Raw genomic sequence first — 18,090 nt, 5'->3', positions numbered from 1 at the left:
GGAAGCCCTGCTTCTCGCCGGTTCTCTACCGCGACCGCAACGCCATCGAGCGCATGTTCTGCCGCCTCAAAGACTTCCGACGCGTCGCAACCCGCTACGACCGTAACGCCACCAGCTTCCTCGCCGCGTCCACATCGCCGCGATCGTCAGCTACTGGTTATGAGTCTCGGCCCTAGTCATCGCTGGCATCATCACACTGAGGCTGAGCCCCAGCTAGCGGCCCGTCGCGAAATGAACCGCACCCGACCTAGAATATGACCGCTGCTTGGGGTGAGCACAGAGGGGCCCCGCCGTCGCCGACGGGCGCCTTCGGCGGCCGCGTTATCACGTCACGCTGAAATCATCCGCATCGATCGTCGCATGGTTCGCCAGGACGGCGAAGCGCACGGCCGCGTAGGTCGCGCCTATGCCGTCGCGGTCGAAGAACAGGGAGCCGGAGGCCTGATCGTAGATGATGCGATCGTCTGCGTCGTGCGCCGCAGCGCCGACATAGAACGCGTCCGCCGCCAGCGCGCCATCGGCGAGACCGACGAACACCGTGTTCTCGAGCCGGATCGTGTCGTCTGTGGAAACGAAGTCGTTGATCGTGTCGACGTTGGACGCCTTCAGCCCCGCCGTGAAGGCGAAGGTGTCGTGGCCACCGCCGCCCCAGAGGCGGTCAGATCCTTTCCAGCCGTCGATCACATTGTCCCCGTCATTGCCGGCGATCTTGTTCTTGAGCGTGTTCCCCAGAGCGTCGGCATCATTCTCTCCTGTGAGACGAAGCCGCTCGACGTACTGGCCTGTCAGGGCGTAGCTGATGGAGCTCAGGACGCGATCGTCGCCCTCACCGGTGGCTTCCAGCGCCCGGTCAGCGACGTGCTGGACGTAGTAGTCATCGTCCCCACGGCCTCCTTGCATGGTGTCGGCGCCGACACCGCCGTCCAGCGTGTCGTCGCCAGCTCCACCGGCCAGGACGTCCTTCCCCCTACCGCCGCTGAGGCGGTTCGCCGCCCCGTCGCCCGTAATGGTGTCGTTGAACGCCGTCCCTGTCACATTTTCGACGGAGGTCCACTGATCTCCAGCCGCGGCGCCGGCGGCCACCCCGGCGCCGAGGTCGACCGACACGGCTGCGGTCTCGAAGGCGTAGGAGATTTCATCCACGCCTTCGCCGCCGTTGAAGCGGTCCTGGCCCGAACCAGCGACGACGGTGTCATCCCCAGCTCCCCCGTTCGTAAAGGCGATATACGTCTGGGACGTATAGGGACTGGGAAAGCTTGAGGCGCCGTCGACGAAATCGTCGCCGTCCCCGAGCTCGATGAAGATTGGCTGCGCGAACGGCGAAACCGTATGATGGAAATATCTGACGACGTCGTCGCCGCTTCCGCCGTCGACGGTGGCCCGCGTGGTGATCTCGATCAGGTCGTCGCCGTCCCCCCCAGAAAGGCCTGCGGGCGTTCCGCCCTGGATGATGTGGTCGTCGCCGGAGCCGCCGTACATGGCGTTGCTGGTGTTCCGATCGCGCTGGGCGGTTCCGATCAGCAGATCGTCACCATCGTCCCCGTAGAGAACTCCTTGGAAGATGCTCCCATGGAGCACGTCATCGCCCGTCCCACCGTGCGCGATTGTAGACGCGTCGTTCGCAAAGATCGTGTCGTTGCCTTCATCGCCGAAGATCTCGCGCTCCGACGTCGCGTGGATCTCGTCGTCGCCCGCGCGACCGTGCACGATGCCGGTGAACCTGCTCGCCTCGTCGAGATAGTAGTCGTCGCCGTCGGTGAGGAATCGCTCTTCCATAACGCTCTCCCAGATGGGCCGGCCCTCATTGGAGTGTCGGTCAGCCTTCCCTTGATCGCGATCTCGACCTTTGGGGCCGGCGCTACCTAATTCGACGAGAGCGAAGGCGCTTGTTGCGAAGCCCGTGCGGCCGCCGGCTGGCGGCGTACTTCTAGTTCCCAACTCTGGGTGAATAGGCTACCCAACTCTGGGCCGGCTTTGGATGTCGGCTAAATTTGAATTCAGACACTTACAGGGGCCCCTGCCTCTAACTTTGGATCTCCCGCCAGCCTCCTGATGCAACAGGCGGGAGATCACTCTCTCGCAGTGCTCGAAGATCGTCATTGATACCGAACACTTTCGCTGGCTCCACCCGATGCCGGTTTGGGAATAGAGGCCAAAGTCCGTTCTTGGCGCCGAGCGGGCGCCGTGCGGCGCGGGCGCTCAGCACCTGACCATACCAGCCTTGGTTTTTGGGACAGTTCTGGGACAAAAAGACCGGCAAAGAGAACAAAAGTGGGGTAGAGAAAAACAAGGAATTGCAGTAGCTTGATCCTCATCGACAACCGCGACGAAGGCCCTTTCCGGCCCTCCGAAGGCAGAGATCAGCGCCAAACGTCCCGGCGAGGATCAGGATCGGGAGCAAGTTGTTGGCTCCCATCAGTTTCTTGAGGGCGCTCAGCCCGTCGAGCTTGGGCAGTCGAGGGGCGAGGATCATGGCGCCGTAGGTCTCGATGTCGGCCTGAAACCAAGGGGCTTCGCCATCGCCGACCGCGAAACCCGCCCGTTCCGGCCCTCGTCTCACATCAGCCGCGATCCGCGGCACGTCCTCGACGACCCCGCTCCAGGGTCGCATCGCCATCAAGGGCCCTTCCTTCCTCCAGGATGCAAGGCGCTGACCGCGTAACCTTCATCGGGCGTCGGCGGTCCTGGTCCGGGTAGGTCCACTAGAATGATGCGCCCACTTTGGAAGCACGCGGACGCAGTCTCTTTTCGTGAGATTCCTGGAGCCGTCGCCGGACGCGGGCGACTTCGGCGGGCTCCGGCTCGGGGACCGGCGCCCTCCCTGACCCCCGTTTACCTCTGGGGCGAGCATAATGCTGCGTGGCAGTGAGGTCGCTCGCGTGGCCCAGCAGCGCCGCCACCTTTGCGGCCCCCGCGAGCCGCTGATCCACTGCATCGTTGGCTGAGGTATAAGCAGCCTTGAAATCGGCGGCAGCCTCGTGCCTGAACGAGTAGAGCGTCGGCCGCCGCATTCGCCTCGGGAACACCGCTTTCGCCGTGCGGTACATGAGCGAGGACAGAGCGCTCTGGAGGTTGCGATAACGTCCCGTCGAGACAGCGTCGGCGACGACTTTCAGCCAGCCTTGAAGCGCTCGGATATCCGCCGCAGGCAGGTTCCGATAGATGAGCGTGCGCGTGGCTGAGTGAGCACGGACCGCGTCGTGTTTTGCACACGCAACGATGAGGCGCCATGCGCCAGCCTCGCCAACCATCTCCTCGAGCCTGGCGAAAGGCCATTCGGACGGACGCAAGCCGGTGATCCTCGCCGCCCTCACGAAAAGAGCAAGCCCACGTGCGTTCTTGGCGCCATCCGCGTAAGCGCGCGCGACGATCCGGTCTGCGTCGCTGGCGGAGCAATGCTTTGCCTTTTTGGCCGATGTCTTCGGCAGGCTCCCGCCAGGCGACGGTCCGGCGCTCCTCAAGCGCTCGAAAATCTGCAAAGTCCTGGGTTGCTTACCGCCCGCCGCCTTGAGCAGGACGAACACAGCCGCCGACCGATATTGGCGCCAGGACGCCGGCTTCAGTCCGTGGCGCTTCACGTCGATCAGCCAAGCCACGAAGTCCTCGTCGTCCCCTGCCCTCCCGAAAGAACGAGCTTCCGCCCGCAGCAACTTCTCACGAGCTCGGTAGGCCGCCGCCGTACTTTCCTTCATCTCGCCGTCACCGATCCTGTGCGCGCATCCGCGCCAAGGCGGCCGTCACCTCTTCCGGAGGGGTCAGCAGCGGACGCTTCGCTCTTCCGGCGATCTCGGCGAACAACGCTTCGACAGCCGCCTTCGCGTCGCGCAGATAATCCGGGTCGTAGGGGCTATAGATGAGGGTGGTCTCGAAATTCTCCGGCGGCTTTGCATGCCCGAGCCAGACCGCGATCTGTTCGCTATCCACCCCGTAGCGGCGCAGGAAGCGTCCGACGCTGTGGCGCAGCGAGTAGCCGTTGACGCGGGCCGGGAGACCGGCGCGGCGCACCGCGTTTCGCAGGCCCGATTTCACGTTGACGACGGGCTGATCGCGCCAACGAATCAGTCGCCCGCTGGGCAGCTCCGAAAGCCATGGGCGAAGCAGGTGATGAATCGGCAGGATCGGCCGGTACTTGGCGGTCTGGAGGCGGCCAGCGGGGTTCAGGTTCACGAGGCCGGTCTCGAGGTCGAACTGCTTGCCTTCGAGTCCAATCAAGCTGCCCGTTCGTGCGCCCGTGCTGAAACCGAGCGCCAAGAAGAGCATCAGGTGGTGGTCTTCCACCGCGTCGTAGAGCGAAGCCAGGCCTGCAACGTCGCAAGGCTGGCCCTTCGTCGGCGCGGCGCGGAGATGGTTCTTCGTCCTGAACTCCGGCACCTTCGGGGCGACCGCAACCGTCAGCCGGTTATCCGCCGCCGCCCGCCGCAGCGCGCTTCTCAGCGTCGTCAGCCGGCGTCCAATCGTCGTCACGGCGGCTTTCTTCGATTCCCAAAGGTCCCTCAATTTCTCGAAATCGGACGGCACAAGGGCCGCCACTGAGCGGCTGGCGATCGGCGCGGCGAGCATCAGCCTGATGTGGATGAGCTCAGCCTCTCGCGAGGCAAGTCTACGACGTAAGGCCTGTGCCATTCCAGCACCTCGGCCACGGTCTTGAGCGGCTTTTCGGCGAGCCCATCCTTGGGATCGCCCTGCACGCCGCGCTCGAGCAGCGACGTCACCCGTGCGCATGCCTCAGAGAGGCTGTCTGTATGCAATGCCCGCCGACGGCCGCCCTGAGCCTCCGCGTCATACCATCCGACATAGAACCGCCCCGTCGCCGAATGCTTCAAGACGGACCAAGGGCCGATTTTCTCGATCAGCTTGTAAGTGGCGCCGGCCATTGTCACGAGCCCAGATAGGCTCGTACGGCCGCGGCCGTGAACATCCGGCGCCCGGTCAGCGGCAAGGGACGGATGGCGCCGCGCTTCGCGAGGCGCAAAACGGTGGCTTTCGAGATGCGCAGACGCACGGCGACTTCGGCGGCCGTCAGTATCTCTGGCCAGTCGGACACAGGAGAAGGGGACATCTTAGCTCCAGCGAATCTTTTTAATGTGCCTCCATTTTTGACACACATGTGTTACAGAGTCGATGGCCCTTGGAGTAAGGCGTCGGCATCTGGGCCAAAAGCGCAGAGGAGGGTTTGTACGCCGCTGGGCGTCTCAGAATTTCAGCCTTCCGAGCATCTCCATGTCCTGCTCGAGCAGCTCCACGCTCTCGTAGCGCTCGCGCGCTCCGTCGATGAACCAGTCACGACCGAGCCGAGCGCGTCTCCACGTGAAAATTTTCGCGATCTCCGGCTTGAAAGAGGCGCAGGTGTCGTCGAGCTCCGGCAACTCCACATCGGCGATTAGATGGGTCCAGTCGTAGCGGACAAGCGAACGCAGGACCGCCGCCTCGATCAGCACGCCGTACTGGCTGTCATTGAGATAGGGGTCGTCGCGCTGAGCAAGGATGACCGCGCTACGCACTCCGTCCTGCTGGATGATCGCCGAGGGCGCGAAAGCCGCCCTCGCATATCGGACCTCAAACGGCTGGTCCGGCCGGGGAACCACGTGGCGGAGAAGGCCCACCCAGTCTTCGTCACGCGCCCCCTCGACGTCGCGATCACGGCCGATCTTGCCGACGGCTGCGCGGAAGCCTTTCGCGCTTCCTGCGCCTTCGAGGAGTTCGCGCAGTAGCCGCCCCTCCTCCCGGTAATCGACCCGCCCCGCCCGCGCCACCGCTTCAATCGACATCAATGCCGGAGCGCTTTCCGCGATCCGACGCAGATCAACCTTGCGCTTTTCGAGAAAGATCAGGGCGGCGAGCTGCCGTCGGGTCGTGTTCTCCGCCTGCCCCAGCTTCTGGCTGAGCTGGCGCACGAACTTCATCTTCCCGCCGTTCGGCGCGGCCTTGTAGTCCGCGAAATGCGGCAGGATCTCCTTCAGCCAAATCCCCTGGGGGCGACGCGGGCGCCTTGGGGCGCGACTCGGTGGCGGAGGGATTGACATGGCGGCACCTTTGCCGAGGCGGCATGTTCCTGTAAAGATAACACGTATCCCGTCGCGCGATCGACGTCGGCGGGACCCGTTACATTCTGTGTAACGGGGGTGAAGGCAGGCTCGCCGACGATTCGCGGGACGACGCGGACTTCGGAACAGGGGAAAACGATGATCCGCGCAAATTCCGCGCAAAAAAGTGACGAGCAAGGCTCGGCTGATGTCGCCGGCCTGCTCGTCAACAACCGCCCAAGCCCCTGCTGCGCAGGGGCTTGGAAAGTGGTGGGCGTGACAGGGATCGAACCTGTGACCCCTACCATGTCAAGGTAGTGCTCTCCCGCTGAGCTACACGCCCATTCGCCGATCCGAAGGCCGGCGATATGTCGTTCCGGGGCCCGTGCGGGATGGCCCCGAAGTGAGCGCGGCTATATCGGATCGCCACAGGGCTGGCAAGCGGCGGACGCGCTGTTGGTCGCTTCCGTCAGGACCGCCGGCTTCGCCACAGCCGGAGCAGCCAGAGCGGCGTGCAGATGGCTGCGCCCATCGCGAGCCCGTCGCCCGCGCCCTCAAGGCCGAGGCGGTCTAGAGCGCCGGTCGCCCAAAGCAGAATCGCGCCGACGATCAGCGTCAGCGGAACGATGTCGCGTGAGGAAAGCAGAGGGGCGCCCTCAGGCGGCCAGAAGCTTGTCGACCTCGGTCACCAGCTCGCGCAGGTGGAACGGCTTCGACAGGATCTTGGCGTCTTTCGGCGTCTGCGAATCGGGATTCAGCGCGACCGCCGCGAAACCCGTGATGAACATCACCTTGATGTCCGGATCGAGCTGGGTGGCGCGCCGCGCGAGCTCGATGCCGTCCATCTCCGGCATCACGATGTCGGTGAGGAGCAGCTCGAACGGCTCTTCCCGCAGCCGGTGATAGGCCGCCAGGCCGTTGTCGAAGGAGACGACCGAGTGTCCGGCGTTTTCCAGCGCGCGGACCAGAAAGCGGCGCATGTCGTCGTCGTCTTCGGCGAGGAGGATCTTGGTGTTGGCGTTCACTGAGAAAGAGCTCTGCATGTTCGCGCGAGGACCACGGATTCATCCCATAAGGGGACGGTTTGGTAAACAGATCGTTTCCGCCGAGGCGGTGATGGACAGCGGCGCATGCCGCGGGCCACAATCGCCCGATCGACGCCGCCGACGGCCTTGAGGAAAGCGACTTTCTTGGACGAACCGGATCTCCTCGACCCGGCATTCGAGGTCATCGAGCCTGAAGGCTCCCCGGCGGCCGTGACGTTCAACTCGCCGCATTCCGGGGCTCGCTATCCGGCCCGGTTCCTCGCCGCCTCGCGGCTCGACGCGCGGGCGCTCCGCCGCTCGGAGGACGCCTTCGTCGACGAGCTGTTCGGGGCCGCGCCCGCGTTCGGCGCGCCGCTGATGCGCGCGCACTTCCCGCGCGCCTTCCTGGACGTCAACCGCGAGCCCTACGAACTCGACCCGCGCATGTTCGAGGGCCGGCTGCCGCCCTTCGCCAACACCCGTTCGCTCAGGGTGGCGGGAGGACTCGGCACGATCGCCCGGATCGTGGGCGAGGCGCAGGAGATCTATGGCGCCCGCCTTCCGGTGGGCGAGGCCCTCGACCGCATCGAGGGCATCTACAAACCCTATCACCGCACGCTGCGACGGGTCCTGGCCCGCGCCCATCGGCTGCATGGCGTCGCGGTGCTGGTGGACTGCCATTCAATGCCCTCGGCGGGGCTGGCGCGCGACGAGCGCTCCCGGGCGGACATCGTCCTCGGCGACCGCTACGGGGCGAGTTGCTCTCCGGCTCTGATCGGCTTCGCGGAAGAGACGCTGCGGGAGCTCGGCTTCAGCGTGGTGCGCAACCGGCCCTATGCGGGCGGCTACATCACCGAGCATTACGGCGCGCCCGCGAGCGACTTCCACGCATTGCAGATCGAGATCAACCGCGCGCTCTACATGGACGAGCGGAGCCACTCCAAGATCGACGGTTTCGACCGGCTTCGGCAGACGCTGACGGCGTTCATCGAGCAGCTGGTCGCGGCGCCTTTCGGGGCGCTCGCATCGCCTCGCGCGGCGGCCGAATAGGGCCTGCCGCGGGGCCTCCTATCGTCTGATAGAAAAACCGTTGCAATCCGCCACGGATGAAGCCAATGTCCCGCTGCCTGGACAAAATGACCTAAAAAAAAGGCCGCCCGCAGTAAAGCGAGCGGCCAAGTCTAGGGAGGAAACGCCCAAGGAGGGCAGCGGCGCTACGATCGAAGATCGCAATGCCGCGCCGCAATAAACTGCGGCTGCGCCGCACAAAAATCAAGGGCAAAACGCTCTAATCGCCGGATGCGACGGCCTGTCGCATGAGCCGGCGATTTTTTTGCGCGTCACTCAGACAGCGTGATCGGCGATATACACGGCGCTCCGGGCGCTCCCGGAGCGGCTTCTCAGCGGATGCACCCGGATGACCGCAGTCGACTTCGCCGCCTTCGTCGATCGTCTCGCCTCCGCTTCGGCGCAGGCGATTCTGCCCTTCTTCAGAACCTCCATCGGCGTCGAGGACAAGGGCCGCGGCGCGGGCTTCGACCCGGTGACGGCCGCCGACAAGGCCGGCGAGAGCGTGATGCGCGCGATGATCCGGGAGACCTTCCCGAGCCATGGCGTGATCGGCGAGGAGCACGGCGATCAGGCCACTGACGCCGAGTTCGTCTGGGTCCTCGACCCCATCGACGGCACGCGCTCCTTCATCCTCGGCATGCCGATCTGGGGCACCCTGATCGGATTGCTGCGCCGCGGGACGCCCTGCTTCGGGCTGATGCACCAGCCCTTCATCGGTGAAAGCTTCTCGGGCGACGGCATGAGCGCGTCCTATCGCGGCCCCGCCGGAACGCGCCGGCTGAGAACGCGCCCCTGCAGCAGGATCGAGGACGCCATGCTGATGGCGACTTCGCCGACCATGTTCACGCCCGAGGAACGCGCCGCGTTCGACGCGGTCTCGGCCGAGAGCCGCCTGACGCGCTGGAGCGCGGACTGCTACGCCTACGCGATGCTGGCCTCCGGCCATGTCGATCTCATCATCGAGGCGGACCTCAAGCCGTTCGACATCGTCGCCCTGATTCCGCTGATCGAGGGCGCCGGCGGGGTGGTGACCAACTGGGAGGGGGAGCCCGCCAGCCGCGGAGGCCGCATCGTCGCTGCGGGCGACCGGCGGCTGCACGAGGCCGCGCTCGAGCGGCTCGCGCGCGGCTGAGCCCCGGCATGCTCGCCCGCCTGAGGCGCGACTATCTGAGCTTCGCGGGCCGCATCCCGCGGCTCGTCTACTGGCGCCGCTCGCTTGCGTCCGCGATCGTCAGCGGCCTTCTGGTCGCCGCCGGCTGGCTGGCGCAGCCCTACAGCCAGACGGCCCTTCTCATCCTCGCCTCGATCGCCTTCGTGATCTCAGCGCTGACGCTCGCCTCGCTGTCGGTGCGGCGTTTCCAGGATCACGGCCGCAATGGCTGGCTCGGGCTCGGCGTGCTGGTCGCCGCGGCGGCGATCGCCTATGGGGGCGATTTCGGCCTCGCGCCCACCTACGCGGCGGTGCTCGGCGGCGCGGTCAGCCTCGCGCTGTTCGTCTATCTCGGCTTCGTGCGCGGGTCGCGGAGGACCAACCGCTACGGTCCCGACCCGCTCGCCTGACTGCGCTCAGCGCAGTTCGCGGCTGCCCGGCACGAAAGCGTCGAACGCCGCCCAGAACAGGTCGCGGATGTCGTCGCGCTCGCTCATGATCTCATGGCGCGCGCCGCGCATTATCAGATGTCCGCCGCCCCTGAGCCGCGCCGCGAAGCTCGCGCCGGCGAGCGGATCGACGATGCGGTCGTCGCCGGCCGTCATGATCAGCGTCGGCACCCGGAAGGACTCGGGCCGCCCCCGCCGGACGATCGCGGCCGTCGCCTGGTAGGCGGCGTGCAGCCACCCGATGGTGGGCGCGCCGAGCCCAAGCTCGGGAGCGTGCCGGATCAGCGCAGCCGTCCGCTCGTAGCGCTTTCGGTCGGAGGTGACCGGGTTGCCCTCGAACGGCAGCAGGGACATCGGACGGTCGATCCCGCCGGGCACATAGGCCGCCGAGAGCCCCGCGCCGCACAGCCCCGCCGCAAGCCCGTGCGCCCATCTTCCATTGACCTTGCGGCGCAGGCCGATCAGCGGCGCCATCAGCACCATGCGCTCGAACCATTGCGGCTGCCGCTCCGCAAGGCTGAGCAGAACCGGCGCGGACATCGAGTGGCCGAGCGCGAAGAACGGCGGCGGGCAGTCCGTGAAGACGAGCTGGCGCATCAGCGCCTCGGCGTCGAGGCGGTACTGCGCGAAGTCGGCGACATGCCCCTTGAGCGGGTTTCGCAGCAGGCGCTGCGAGCCGCCCTGCCCCCGGAAATCCAGCGTCGCGACCGCGAAACCGCGGCCCAGCAGGTCGCCGATGATCTCGGCGTATTTCTCGATGAACTCGATGCGGCCGTGGAACAGGCAGACCGTGCCGCGGGCGGTTCCCGGCGGCCTCCAGAAGGCCGCGCGCAGCCGCACGCCGTCGGCCGCGGAGAGGATCCGCACGCGCCCGCCGTCCGGAGCGCCCTCCCCCGGCGGGAACAACAGCGTGTCGAACGCGTCGCGCGGCGGGGCCGAGCGTCCTGGCAAAGAGAACGGCATTGCAAACCCGGTTGAAACGTCGCGCGGCCGGGCCGCTCCGGGCCCGTCTTAGCAAACATATCCGGCGCCGTCCCGGACCCCTCTTGACGCTTGCGGGCGGACTTCCCAAATTTCGTTCGTCACAGGCCAACCGGCTGTGGCGAAAGGTGAAATCCGGTCCGGCCGTCATGGCGGACCGAGCTTATGTCGCTTCATAAGGAGGATATGAGATGCGCCAGTTCGACCTTGCCCCGCTCTACCGCTCGACCGTCGGCTTCGATCGCCTGTTCTCGCTGCTCGACAGCGTGGCCGGCGGTGAGGCTTCGACCCCGGGCTACCCCCCCTATAACATCGAGCGCACGGCCGAGAACGCGTACCGCATCACGGTCGCGGTCGCGGGCTTCAGCGAGAAGGACCTCAACATTGAGGTCAAGGAAAGCGCGCTGACCGTCCGCGGCGAGAAGGCGGCCGAGGAGCGGAAGACTGACGTTCTCCACCAGGGCATCGCCGCGCGCGCTTTCGAGCGCCGCTTCCAGCTCGCCGACCACGTCCAGGTGACGGGCGCGAGCCTGGAGAACGGCCTGCTCCACATCGACCTCGTGCGTGAGGTCCCGGAGGCCAAGAAGCCCCGGATCATCCCGATCGGCGCGGGCGCCAAGCCGGCCCAGATCGACGCGCAGGTGGTCGACTCGCAGGCGAAGGCCGCGTAATCGGCGAAACAGCGCCGCCAGGACGGGGCGTCCCGGGTCACCCGGGACGCCTTTTTATTTGCGCGCCGCACCGTCGCGAAGGGCGCGCACCAGCGCCGGCGGGTTGACGCGGGCGCTTTACCGGTCGACGGTTTTCTGCTTAAAGGTGCGCGATAGGACAGCAAGGCTGTCCATTTGCGAACTGCGGCTGTGTTCTGCGAATTGCGGACGATGCGGCGGCGGGCGGTCGGAGGACCGGCCGGTCCCGTTTCGGCCGCCATACGCGTGCGTGCGGCTGAATGGCGGGCGACCTCAAGATCGACCCAGCGCGAGGGACGGCGATGACGAAGACCAGCGAGAGCGACATTCGGAACCCCGGTCCCGTTGCGACCGCCACGCGCAAGGCTCCGGATACGATCGATTCCGGTCTTCCGGCGGCTCAGGGCCTGTACGACCCGCGCCATGAGAAGGACTCGTGCGGCGTCGGCTTCGTGGTCGACATGAAGGGCCGCAAGAGCCACGCCATCGTCGAGCACGGCATCAAGATCCTCGAGAACCTCGAGCATCGCGGCGCCGTGGGCGCGGACCCGCGGGCGGGCGACGGCGCCGGCATGCTGGTGCAGATCCCCCACAAGTTCTTCGCGGCCGAAGCCGAGCGGCTCGGCTTCACCCTGCCGGAGCCCGGCCACTACGCGGTCGGCCACATCTTCGCGCCGCGCGATCCGGAGGCGATCGCTCACGTCAAGGCGGTGTTCGAGCGCGTCGTCACGAACGAGGGCCAGACCTTCCTCGGCTGGCGCGAGGTGCCGACCGACAATTCTTCGCTCGGCGAGAGCGTCAAGCCGACCGAGCCCGCGCAGCTGCAGCTGTTCGTCGGCCGCTCGCCCTCGATCGAGAGCGAGGATGATTTCGAGCGCCGGCTGTTCATCCTGCGCAAGGTGGTCTCGAACGAGATCTACGGCGCCGACCCGCGCGCCTCGAGCTACTACGCGGTTTCGCTGTCCTGCCGGACCATCGTCTACAAGGGCATGTTCCTGGCCGACCAGCTCGCGGCCTACTACCCGGACCTGAAGGACGAGCGGTTCGAGAGCGCGCTCGCGCTGGTCCATCAGCGCTTCTCGACCAACACCTTCCCGACCTGGTCGCTCAGCCATCCGTACCGGATGGTCGCCCATAACGGCGAGATCAACACGCTGCGCGGCAACGTCAACTGGATGGCGGCCCGCCAGGCCTCGCTCGACAGCGAGCTTTACGGCAACGACATCTCGAAGCTGTGGCCGATCTCCTATGAGGGTCAGTCCGACACCGCCTGCCTCGACAACGCCCTCGAATTCCTCGTGCAGGGCGGCTACTCGCTGACCCATGCGGTGATGATGCTCGTGCCCGAGGCCTGGGCCGGCAACCCGCTGATGGACGAGCAGCGCCGCGCCTTCTACGAGTACCACGCGGCCATGATGGAGCCGTGGGACGGACCGGCCGCCGTGGCCTTCACGGACGGCCGCCAGATCGGCGCCACCCTCGACCGCAACGGCCTGCGTCCCGCCCGCTGGTTCCAGACCGACGACGACCTCGTCGTCATGGCGTCCGAGATGGGCGTGCTGACGGTCCCGGAGGAGAAGATCGTCCGCAAGTGGCGGCTGCAGCCAGGCCGCATGCTGCTGATCGACCTCGAAGAGGGCCGCATCGTCTCCGACGAGGAGATCAAGGCGCAGCTCGCGGCCGCGCGTCCGTACAAGGAGTGGCTGAAGAAGACTCAGCTGGTGCTCGAGGACCTGCCGGACGCGCCCGCTCCGCGGCCGCGCGCGCAGGCGAGCCTCGTCGACCGCCAGCAGGCCTTCGGCTACACCCAGGAGGACGTCAAGCTGCTGCTGCCGCCGATGGCCACCATCGGCCAGGAGGCGGTCGGCTCGATGGGCACCGATACGCCGCTCTCGGCGCTCTCGACCCGCTCCAAGCTGCTCTACACCTACTTCAAGCAGAACTTCGCCCAGGTCACGAACCCGCCGATCGACCCGATCCGCGAGGAGCTCGTGATGAGCCTCGTCTCGTTCATCGGGCCGCGGCCGAACCTTTTCGACCTCGACGGCTCGTCGAAGAAGAAGCGGCTCGAGGTGCGCCAGCCGATCCTCACCAATGAGGACCTGGAGAAGATCCGCGCGATCGACGATCTCGCCGAGAGCCATTTCCAGACCCGCACGCTCGACACGACCTATCCGGCCGAGAAGGGCGCGGCCGGCATGGCGGACGCCATCGAGCGGCTGTGCGAGCGCGCCGAGGCGGCCGTGCATGGCGGCTTCAACATCGTCGTGCTGTCGGATCGGCTGGTCGGCCCGAACCGCATCGCAATCCCGGCCTTGCTCGCCACCGCGGCCGTGCACCACAACCTGATCCGCAAGGGTCTGAGGACCTCGGTCGGCCTCGTGGTCGAGTCCGGCGAGCCGCGTGAGATCCATCATTTCGCGGTGCTGGCGGGCTACGGCGCCGAAGCGATTAACCCCTACCTCGCCTTCGAGACGCTCGAGTCGATGCACAAGGCGCTCGACTTCCCCGAGCGGGTCGACGCGCGCGAGGTGCAGACCCGCTTCATCAAGTCGATCGGCAAGGGCTTGCTCAAGGTCATGTCCAAGATGGGCATCTCGACCTACCAGTCCTATTGCGGCGCGCAGATCTTCGACGCGGTCGGACTGTCGAAGGAGTTCGTCGACAAGTTCTTCTATGGTACCGCGACCCCGATCGGCGGCGTCGGCCTGGCGGAGATCGCCGAGGAGACCGTGCGGCGACACACGCTCGCGTTCTCCGACGTGCCGGTGCTGCGTTCCGCGCTCGAGGTCGGCGGCGAATACGCCTACCGGATGCGCGGCGAGGACCACGCCTGGACGCCGGAGTCGGTGGCCGACCTTCAGCACGCCGTGCGGCAGCGCTCCTTCGCCAAATATTCCGACTTCGCCCGCGAGATGAACGAGCAGGCGGAGCGGCTGCTGACGCTGCGCGGCCTGTTCCGCATCCGCGCCGCGCAGGAGCGCGGCCGCGAGCCGGTGGCGCTCGAGGACGTCGAGCCGGCCTCCGAGATCGTCAAGCGGTTCTCGACCGGCGCGATGTCGTTCGGCTCGATCTCGCGCGAGGCGCACGAGACGCTCGCGATCGCCATGAACCGGATCGGCGGCAAGTCGAACACCGGCGAGGGCGGCGAGGAGCCGGAGCGCTTCACGCGGATGCCGAACGGCGACTCGAAGCGCTCGGCGATCAAGCAGGTCGCGTCCGGCCGCTTCGGCGTCTCGGCCGAGTACCTCGTCAACGGCGACATGATCCAGATCAAGGTCGCGCAGGGCGCCAAGCCCGGCGAAGGCGGCCAGCTGCCGGGCCACAAGGTCGACGCGGCGATCGCCAAGGTCCGGCGCTCGACCCCCGGCGTGGGCCTGATCTCGCCGCCGCCGCACCACGACATCTACTCGATCGAGGATCTGGCGCAGCTCATCTACGACCTCAAGAACGTCAATCCGACGGCTGACGTCTCGGTCAAGCTCGTCTCCGAAGTGGGCGTCGGCACGGTCGCGGCGGGCGTCGCCAAGGCGCGCGCCGACCACATCACCATCTCGGGCTTCGAGGGCGGCACCGGCGCGAGCCCGCTGACCTCGCTGAAGCACGCCGGCGGCCCGTGGGAGACCGGCCTCGCCGAGACCCAGCAGACGCTCGTCATGAACAAGCTGCGCGGCCGGGTCCGCCTGCAGGTCGACGGGGGGCTCAGGACCGGCCGCGACGTCGTCATCGGCGCGCTGCTCGGGGCCGACGAGTACGGCTTCTCGACCGCCCCGCTGATCGCGGCGGGCTGCCTGATGATGCGCAAGTGCCACCTGAACACCTGCCCGGTCGGCATCGCCACGCAGGATCCGGTGCTGCGCAAGCGCTTCAAGGGCACGCCCGAGAACGTCATCGACTATCTCTTCTTCGTCGCCGAAGAGGTGCGGCTGCTGCTCGCCGAGATGGGCTTCACGAAGCTCGAGGAGGTGATCGGCCGCGCCGATCTTCTCGACAAGCGCGAGGCCATCGGCCACTGGAAGGCGCGCGGCCTCGACTTCACCAAGCTGTTCGCCAAGCCGGTGGTCGGCGCCGACGTCGCGATCCGTCACAACGAGAGCCAGGAGCACCATCTCGAGCAGGTGCTGGACCGCACGCTGATCGAGGCGGCGCGTCCCGCGCTCGAGAGCGGCGAGCCGGTGGTGATCGAGCACAAGATCATCAGCCGCAACCGGGCGGCCGGCGCGATGCTGTCCGGCGAGGTGGCCAAGCGCTACGGCAGCCAGGGCCTGCCGGACGACACCATCACGGTGAAGCTGACCGGCACCGCCGGCCAGAGCTTCGGCGCGTTCCTGGCCGCGGGCGTGACCTTCGACCTGACGGGTGAGGCGAACGACTATGTCGGCAAGGGCCTGTCGGGCGGTCGCATCATCGTGCGTCCGGCGGCCAACGCCGGGATCGTGGCCGAGGAGTCGATCATCGTCGGCAACACGGTGCTGTACGGCGCGATCGAGGGCGAGTGCTACTTCCGCGGCGTCGCCGGCGAGCGCTTCGCGGTCCGCAACTCCGGCGCGATCGCGGTCGTCGAGGGCGCGGGCGATCATGGCTGCGAGTACATGACGGGCGGCGTGGTCGTGGTGCTGGGCAAGACCGGCCGCAACTTCGCGGCCGGCATGTCGGGCGGCGTCGCCTATGTGCTGGACGAGGCCGGCGACTTCGCCGCCCGCTGCAACCTCTCGATGGTCGATCTCGAGCCGGTGCCGGAGGAGGAGGAGCTCCTCGAGGAGCTCCACCACCACGGCGGCGACTTGGAGTTCAAGGGCCGCATCCATGTCGATCCGGACATGACGCGCCACGACGAGGAGCGGCTGAAGCAGCTCATCTCGGCGCATCTCGCCCACACCGGCTCCACCCGCGCCAAGGCGATCCTCGACGACTGGGCCTCCTGCCGGAAGAAGTTCGTCAAGGTGATGCCCGTCGAATACCGCCGCGCTCTGCGCGAGCTGGAGGCGGCGCGGGCCATGCAGGCGGCGGAGTGATGCGCAGCCGCGACTAGCGTCGTCGTCCCGGAGGCCCTAAGAGGGCGCCTCCGGGGTCTCATCAGAACGGGTCTAAACCTATGCCGACCGGGCCTGAGCCCGACGGTCGTGGCGTGCGGACAAGCGAACGGGGCCTCCGCAAGGAGGAGACCAGGAAATGGGCAAGGTCACAGGTTTTCTCGAGATCGAGCGGCAGGAGGCGCGCTATCAGCCGGCCTCCGACCGTATCCGTCATTTCCGCGAATTCACCCTGCCGCTGTCGGACGCGGAAGTCGGCAAGCAGGCCGCGCGCTGCATGGATTGCGGCATCCCCTTCTGCCATGGCCCGCAGGGCTGTCCGGTCCACAACCAGATTCCGGACTGGAACGACCTGATCTACGCCGACGACTGGCAGGAGGCCTCCCGCAACCTCCATTCCACCAACAACTTCCCCGAGTTCACCGGCCGCATCTGCCCCGCCCCCTGCGAGGAGGCGTGCACGCTCAACCTCGAGAACATCCCGGTCGCGATCAAGACGATCGAGCAGGCGATCGGCGACAAGGCCTGGGCCAATGGCTGGGTGGTTCCGGAGCCGGCCGAACACAAGACCGGCAAGAAGGTCGGGATCGTCGGCTCGGGGCCGGCCGGCATGGCGGCCGCCCAGCAGCTCGCCCGCGTCGGCCACGAGGTCCACGTCTATGAGCGCGAGCCCAAGGCCGGCGGCCTGATGCGCTACGGCATCCCGGACTTCAAGATGGAGAAGCGCCACATCGACCGCCGGGTCGAGCAGATGGAAGCCGAGGGCGTGGTCTTCCACTACGGCGTCAATGTCGGCGTCGACATGACCGTGGACGAGCTGGTCGCCGGCCATGACGCGGTGCTGTTCGCCGGAGGCGCGGAGAAGCCCCGCGACCCGCAGCTGCCCGGCCAGGAGCTCGAGGGCGTCCACTACGCGATGCCCTATCTTGTACAGCAGAACCGCCGCAACGGCTTCGAGAACCACATCCCCGAGGCGACCGTCGAGGCCGGCGCCAAGCATGTCGTCGTGATCGGCGGCGGCGACACGGCGTCGGACTGCGTCGGCACCGCGTTCCGCCAGGGCGCGATCCGGGTCACGCAGCTCGACATCCGGCCCGTGCCGCCGAAGATCGAGGACAAGCTGATCACCTGGCCCTACTGGCCGACCAAGTTCCGCACCTCGTCAAGTCAGGCGGAGGGCGCGGAGCGCGAGTTCGCCGCCGTCACGCTCGGCATCGAGGGCCAGAACGGCAAGGTCACCGGCGTGCGTTGCGCCCGCGCAGACGCCAAGCGCCAGCCGATCCCCGGCACCGAGTTCGTCATCAAGGCGGATCTCGTGTTCATCGCGCTCGGCTTCGCGGGCCCGGTGTTCGAGGGCCTGATCGAGCAGTCGGGCGTCGCGCTCGACAAGCGCGGCAACGTGCTCGCCGACGAGGACAATTACGTCACCTCGAGCCCCAAGGTGTTCGCGGCGGGCGACATGCGGCGCGGCCAGTCGTTGGTGGTGTGGGCGATCCGCGAAGGCCGCCAGGCGGCGCGCGCGATCGACGTCTTCCTCACCGGCGCCACCACGCTGCCGCGCTGACGGCCTACCGGACCTCTCCGCCTGATGGCTGCGGCGGACCCGGCCGCGGCTCTAGCTCAAGGCTGCGGTTGTGGAGCCGGCGCCGGCTGCGACGCGGCCGCAGGC

Annotated in this window: 15 protein-coding genes, 1 tRNA gene and 1 pseudogene; 7 read left to right on the top strand and 10 right to left on the bottom strand. The window is 67.1% G+C overall.

Features of this window, described 5'->3' with window-relative positions; genetic code table 11:
* A pseudogene (locus ACIKT0_RS04095) lies at positions 1–163 on the top strand (IS5/IS1182 family transposase); the annotation flags it as partial.
* A gap of 161 nt (positions 164–324) precedes the next feature.
* Here ACIKT0_RS04095 and ACIKT0_RS04090 read toward each other — a convergent pair.
* From ACIKT0_RS04090 to cpdR, 9 genes are all read right to left on the bottom strand, one after another.
* Complete coding sequence (locus ACIKT0_RS04090; protein WP_407104124.1) at positions 325–1,776, bottom strand: calcium-binding protein; 1,452 nt, start codon at positions 1,774–1,776, stop codon at positions 325–327.
* A gap of 535 nt (positions 1,777–2,311) precedes the next feature.
* On the bottom strand, positions 2,312–2,617 hold the full coding sequence (locus tag ACIKT0_RS04085; protein WP_407104123.1) for a response regulator: 306 nt from the start codon (positions 2,615–2,617) through the stop codon (positions 2,312–2,314).
* An 85-nt stretch (positions 2,618–2,702) separates the two neighbouring features.
* A complete protein-coding gene (locus ACIKT0_RS04080; RefSeq protein WP_407104122.1) occupies positions 2,703–3,596 on the bottom strand; it encodes a hypothetical protein in 894 nt (297 codons plus the stop codon).
* Positions 3,597–3,699: 103 nt separating this feature from the next.
* Complete coding sequence (locus ACIKT0_RS04075; protein WP_407104121.1) at positions 3,700–4,560, bottom strand: tyrosine-type recombinase/integrase; 861 nt, start codon at positions 4,558–4,560, stop codon at positions 3,700–3,702.
* On the bottom strand, positions 4,560–4,874 hold the full coding sequence (locus ACIKT0_RS04070) for a hypothetical protein (protein WP_407104120.1): 315 nt from the start codon (positions 4,872–4,874) through the stop codon (positions 4,560–4,562). Before ACIKT0_RS04070 ends, ACIKT0_RS04075 begins: the two co-directional genes overlap by 1 nt.
* A gap of 2 nt (positions 4,875–4,876) precedes the next feature.
* Entirely contained in the window at positions 4,877–5,059 is a 183-nt protein-coding gene (locus ACIKT0_RS04065; protein WP_407104119.1) for a helix-turn-helix domain-containing protein, read from the bottom strand.
* A gap of 133 nt (positions 5,060–5,192) precedes the next feature.
* Positions 5,193–5,903 carry a hypothetical protein gene (locus ACIKT0_RS04060; RefSeq protein ID WP_407104118.1) on the bottom strand — a complete coding sequence of 237 codons (711 nt, stop codon included), beginning with the start codon at positions 5,901–5,903 and terminating at the stop codon, positions 5,193–5,195.
* Positions 5,904–6,291: 388 nt separating this feature from the next.
* A tRNA-Val gene (locus ACIKT0_RS04055) sits at positions 6,292–6,366 on the bottom strand.
* A gap of 313 nt (positions 6,367–6,679) precedes the next feature.
* Positions 6,680–7,066, bottom strand: a complete 387-nt coding sequence (cpdR, locus tag ACIKT0_RS04050) for a cell cycle two-component system response regulator CpdR (protein WP_407104117.1) — start codon at positions 7,064–7,066, stop codon at positions 6,680–6,682.
* A 147-nt stretch (positions 7,067–7,213) separates the two neighbouring features.
* On the opposite strand from cpdR, the gene ACIKT0_RS04045 reads away from it, so the two are divergent.
* From ACIKT0_RS04045 to ACIKT0_RS04035, 3 genes are all read left to right on the top strand, one after another.
* Positions 7,214–8,098, top strand: a complete 885-nt coding sequence (locus ACIKT0_RS04045) for an N-formylglutamate amidohydrolase (RefSeq protein ID WP_407104116.1) — start codon at positions 7,214–7,216, stop codon at positions 8,096–8,098.
* A 367-nt stretch (positions 8,099–8,465) separates the two neighbouring features.
* On the top strand, positions 8,466–9,251 hold the full coding sequence (gene hisN, locus ACIKT0_RS04040; protein WP_407104115.1) for a histidinol-phosphatase: 786 nt from the start codon (positions 8,466–8,468) through the stop codon (positions 9,249–9,251).
* Between the two features lie 8 nt (positions 9,252–9,259).
* Complete coding sequence (locus tag ACIKT0_RS04035) at positions 9,260–9,679, top strand: DUF805 domain-containing protein (protein ID WP_407104114.1); 420 nt, start codon at positions 9,260–9,262, stop codon at positions 9,677–9,679.
* A 6-nt stretch (positions 9,680–9,685) separates the two neighbouring features.
* On the opposite strand, the gene ACIKT0_RS04030 is transcribed toward ACIKT0_RS04035, so the two are convergent.
* Positions 9,686–10,585, bottom strand: a complete 900-nt coding sequence (locus ACIKT0_RS04030; RefSeq protein WP_407104113.1) for an alpha/beta fold hydrolase — start codon at positions 10,583–10,585, stop codon at positions 9,686–9,688.
* A gap of 305 nt (positions 10,586–10,890) precedes the next feature.
* On the opposite strand from ACIKT0_RS04030, the gene ACIKT0_RS04025 reads away from it, so the two are divergent.
* From ACIKT0_RS04025 to ACIKT0_RS04015, 3 genes are all read left to right on the top strand, one after another.
* On the top strand, positions 10,891–11,370 hold the full coding sequence (locus ACIKT0_RS04025; protein WP_407104112.1) for an Hsp20 family protein: 480 nt from the start codon (positions 10,891–10,893) through the stop codon (positions 11,368–11,370).
* 320 nt (positions 11,371–11,690) lie between these two features.
* Positions 11,691–16,403, top strand: coding sequence for a glutamate synthase large subunit (gene gltB, locus ACIKT0_RS04020; RefSeq protein ID WP_407104111.1), 4,713 nt, complete (start codon positions 11,691–11,693; stop codon positions 16,401–16,403).
* 157 nt (positions 16,404–16,560) lie between these two features.
* Complete coding sequence (locus ACIKT0_RS04015) at positions 16,561–17,985, top strand: glutamate synthase subunit beta (protein WP_407104110.1); 1,425 nt, start codon at positions 16,561–16,563, stop codon at positions 17,983–17,985.
* Positions 17,986–18,090 lie beyond the last annotated feature (105 nt).

The organism is Hansschlegelia beijingensis, assembly GCF_045505405.1.
In the GTDB taxonomy this organism is placed as follows: Bacteria; Pseudomonadota; Alphaproteobacteria; order Rhizobiales; family Methylopilaceae; genus Methylopila; species Methylopila beijingensis_A.
The sequence above is the reverse complement of the archived record's forward strand: the minus strand, read 5'-3'. Positions and strand labels throughout refer to the sequence as shown.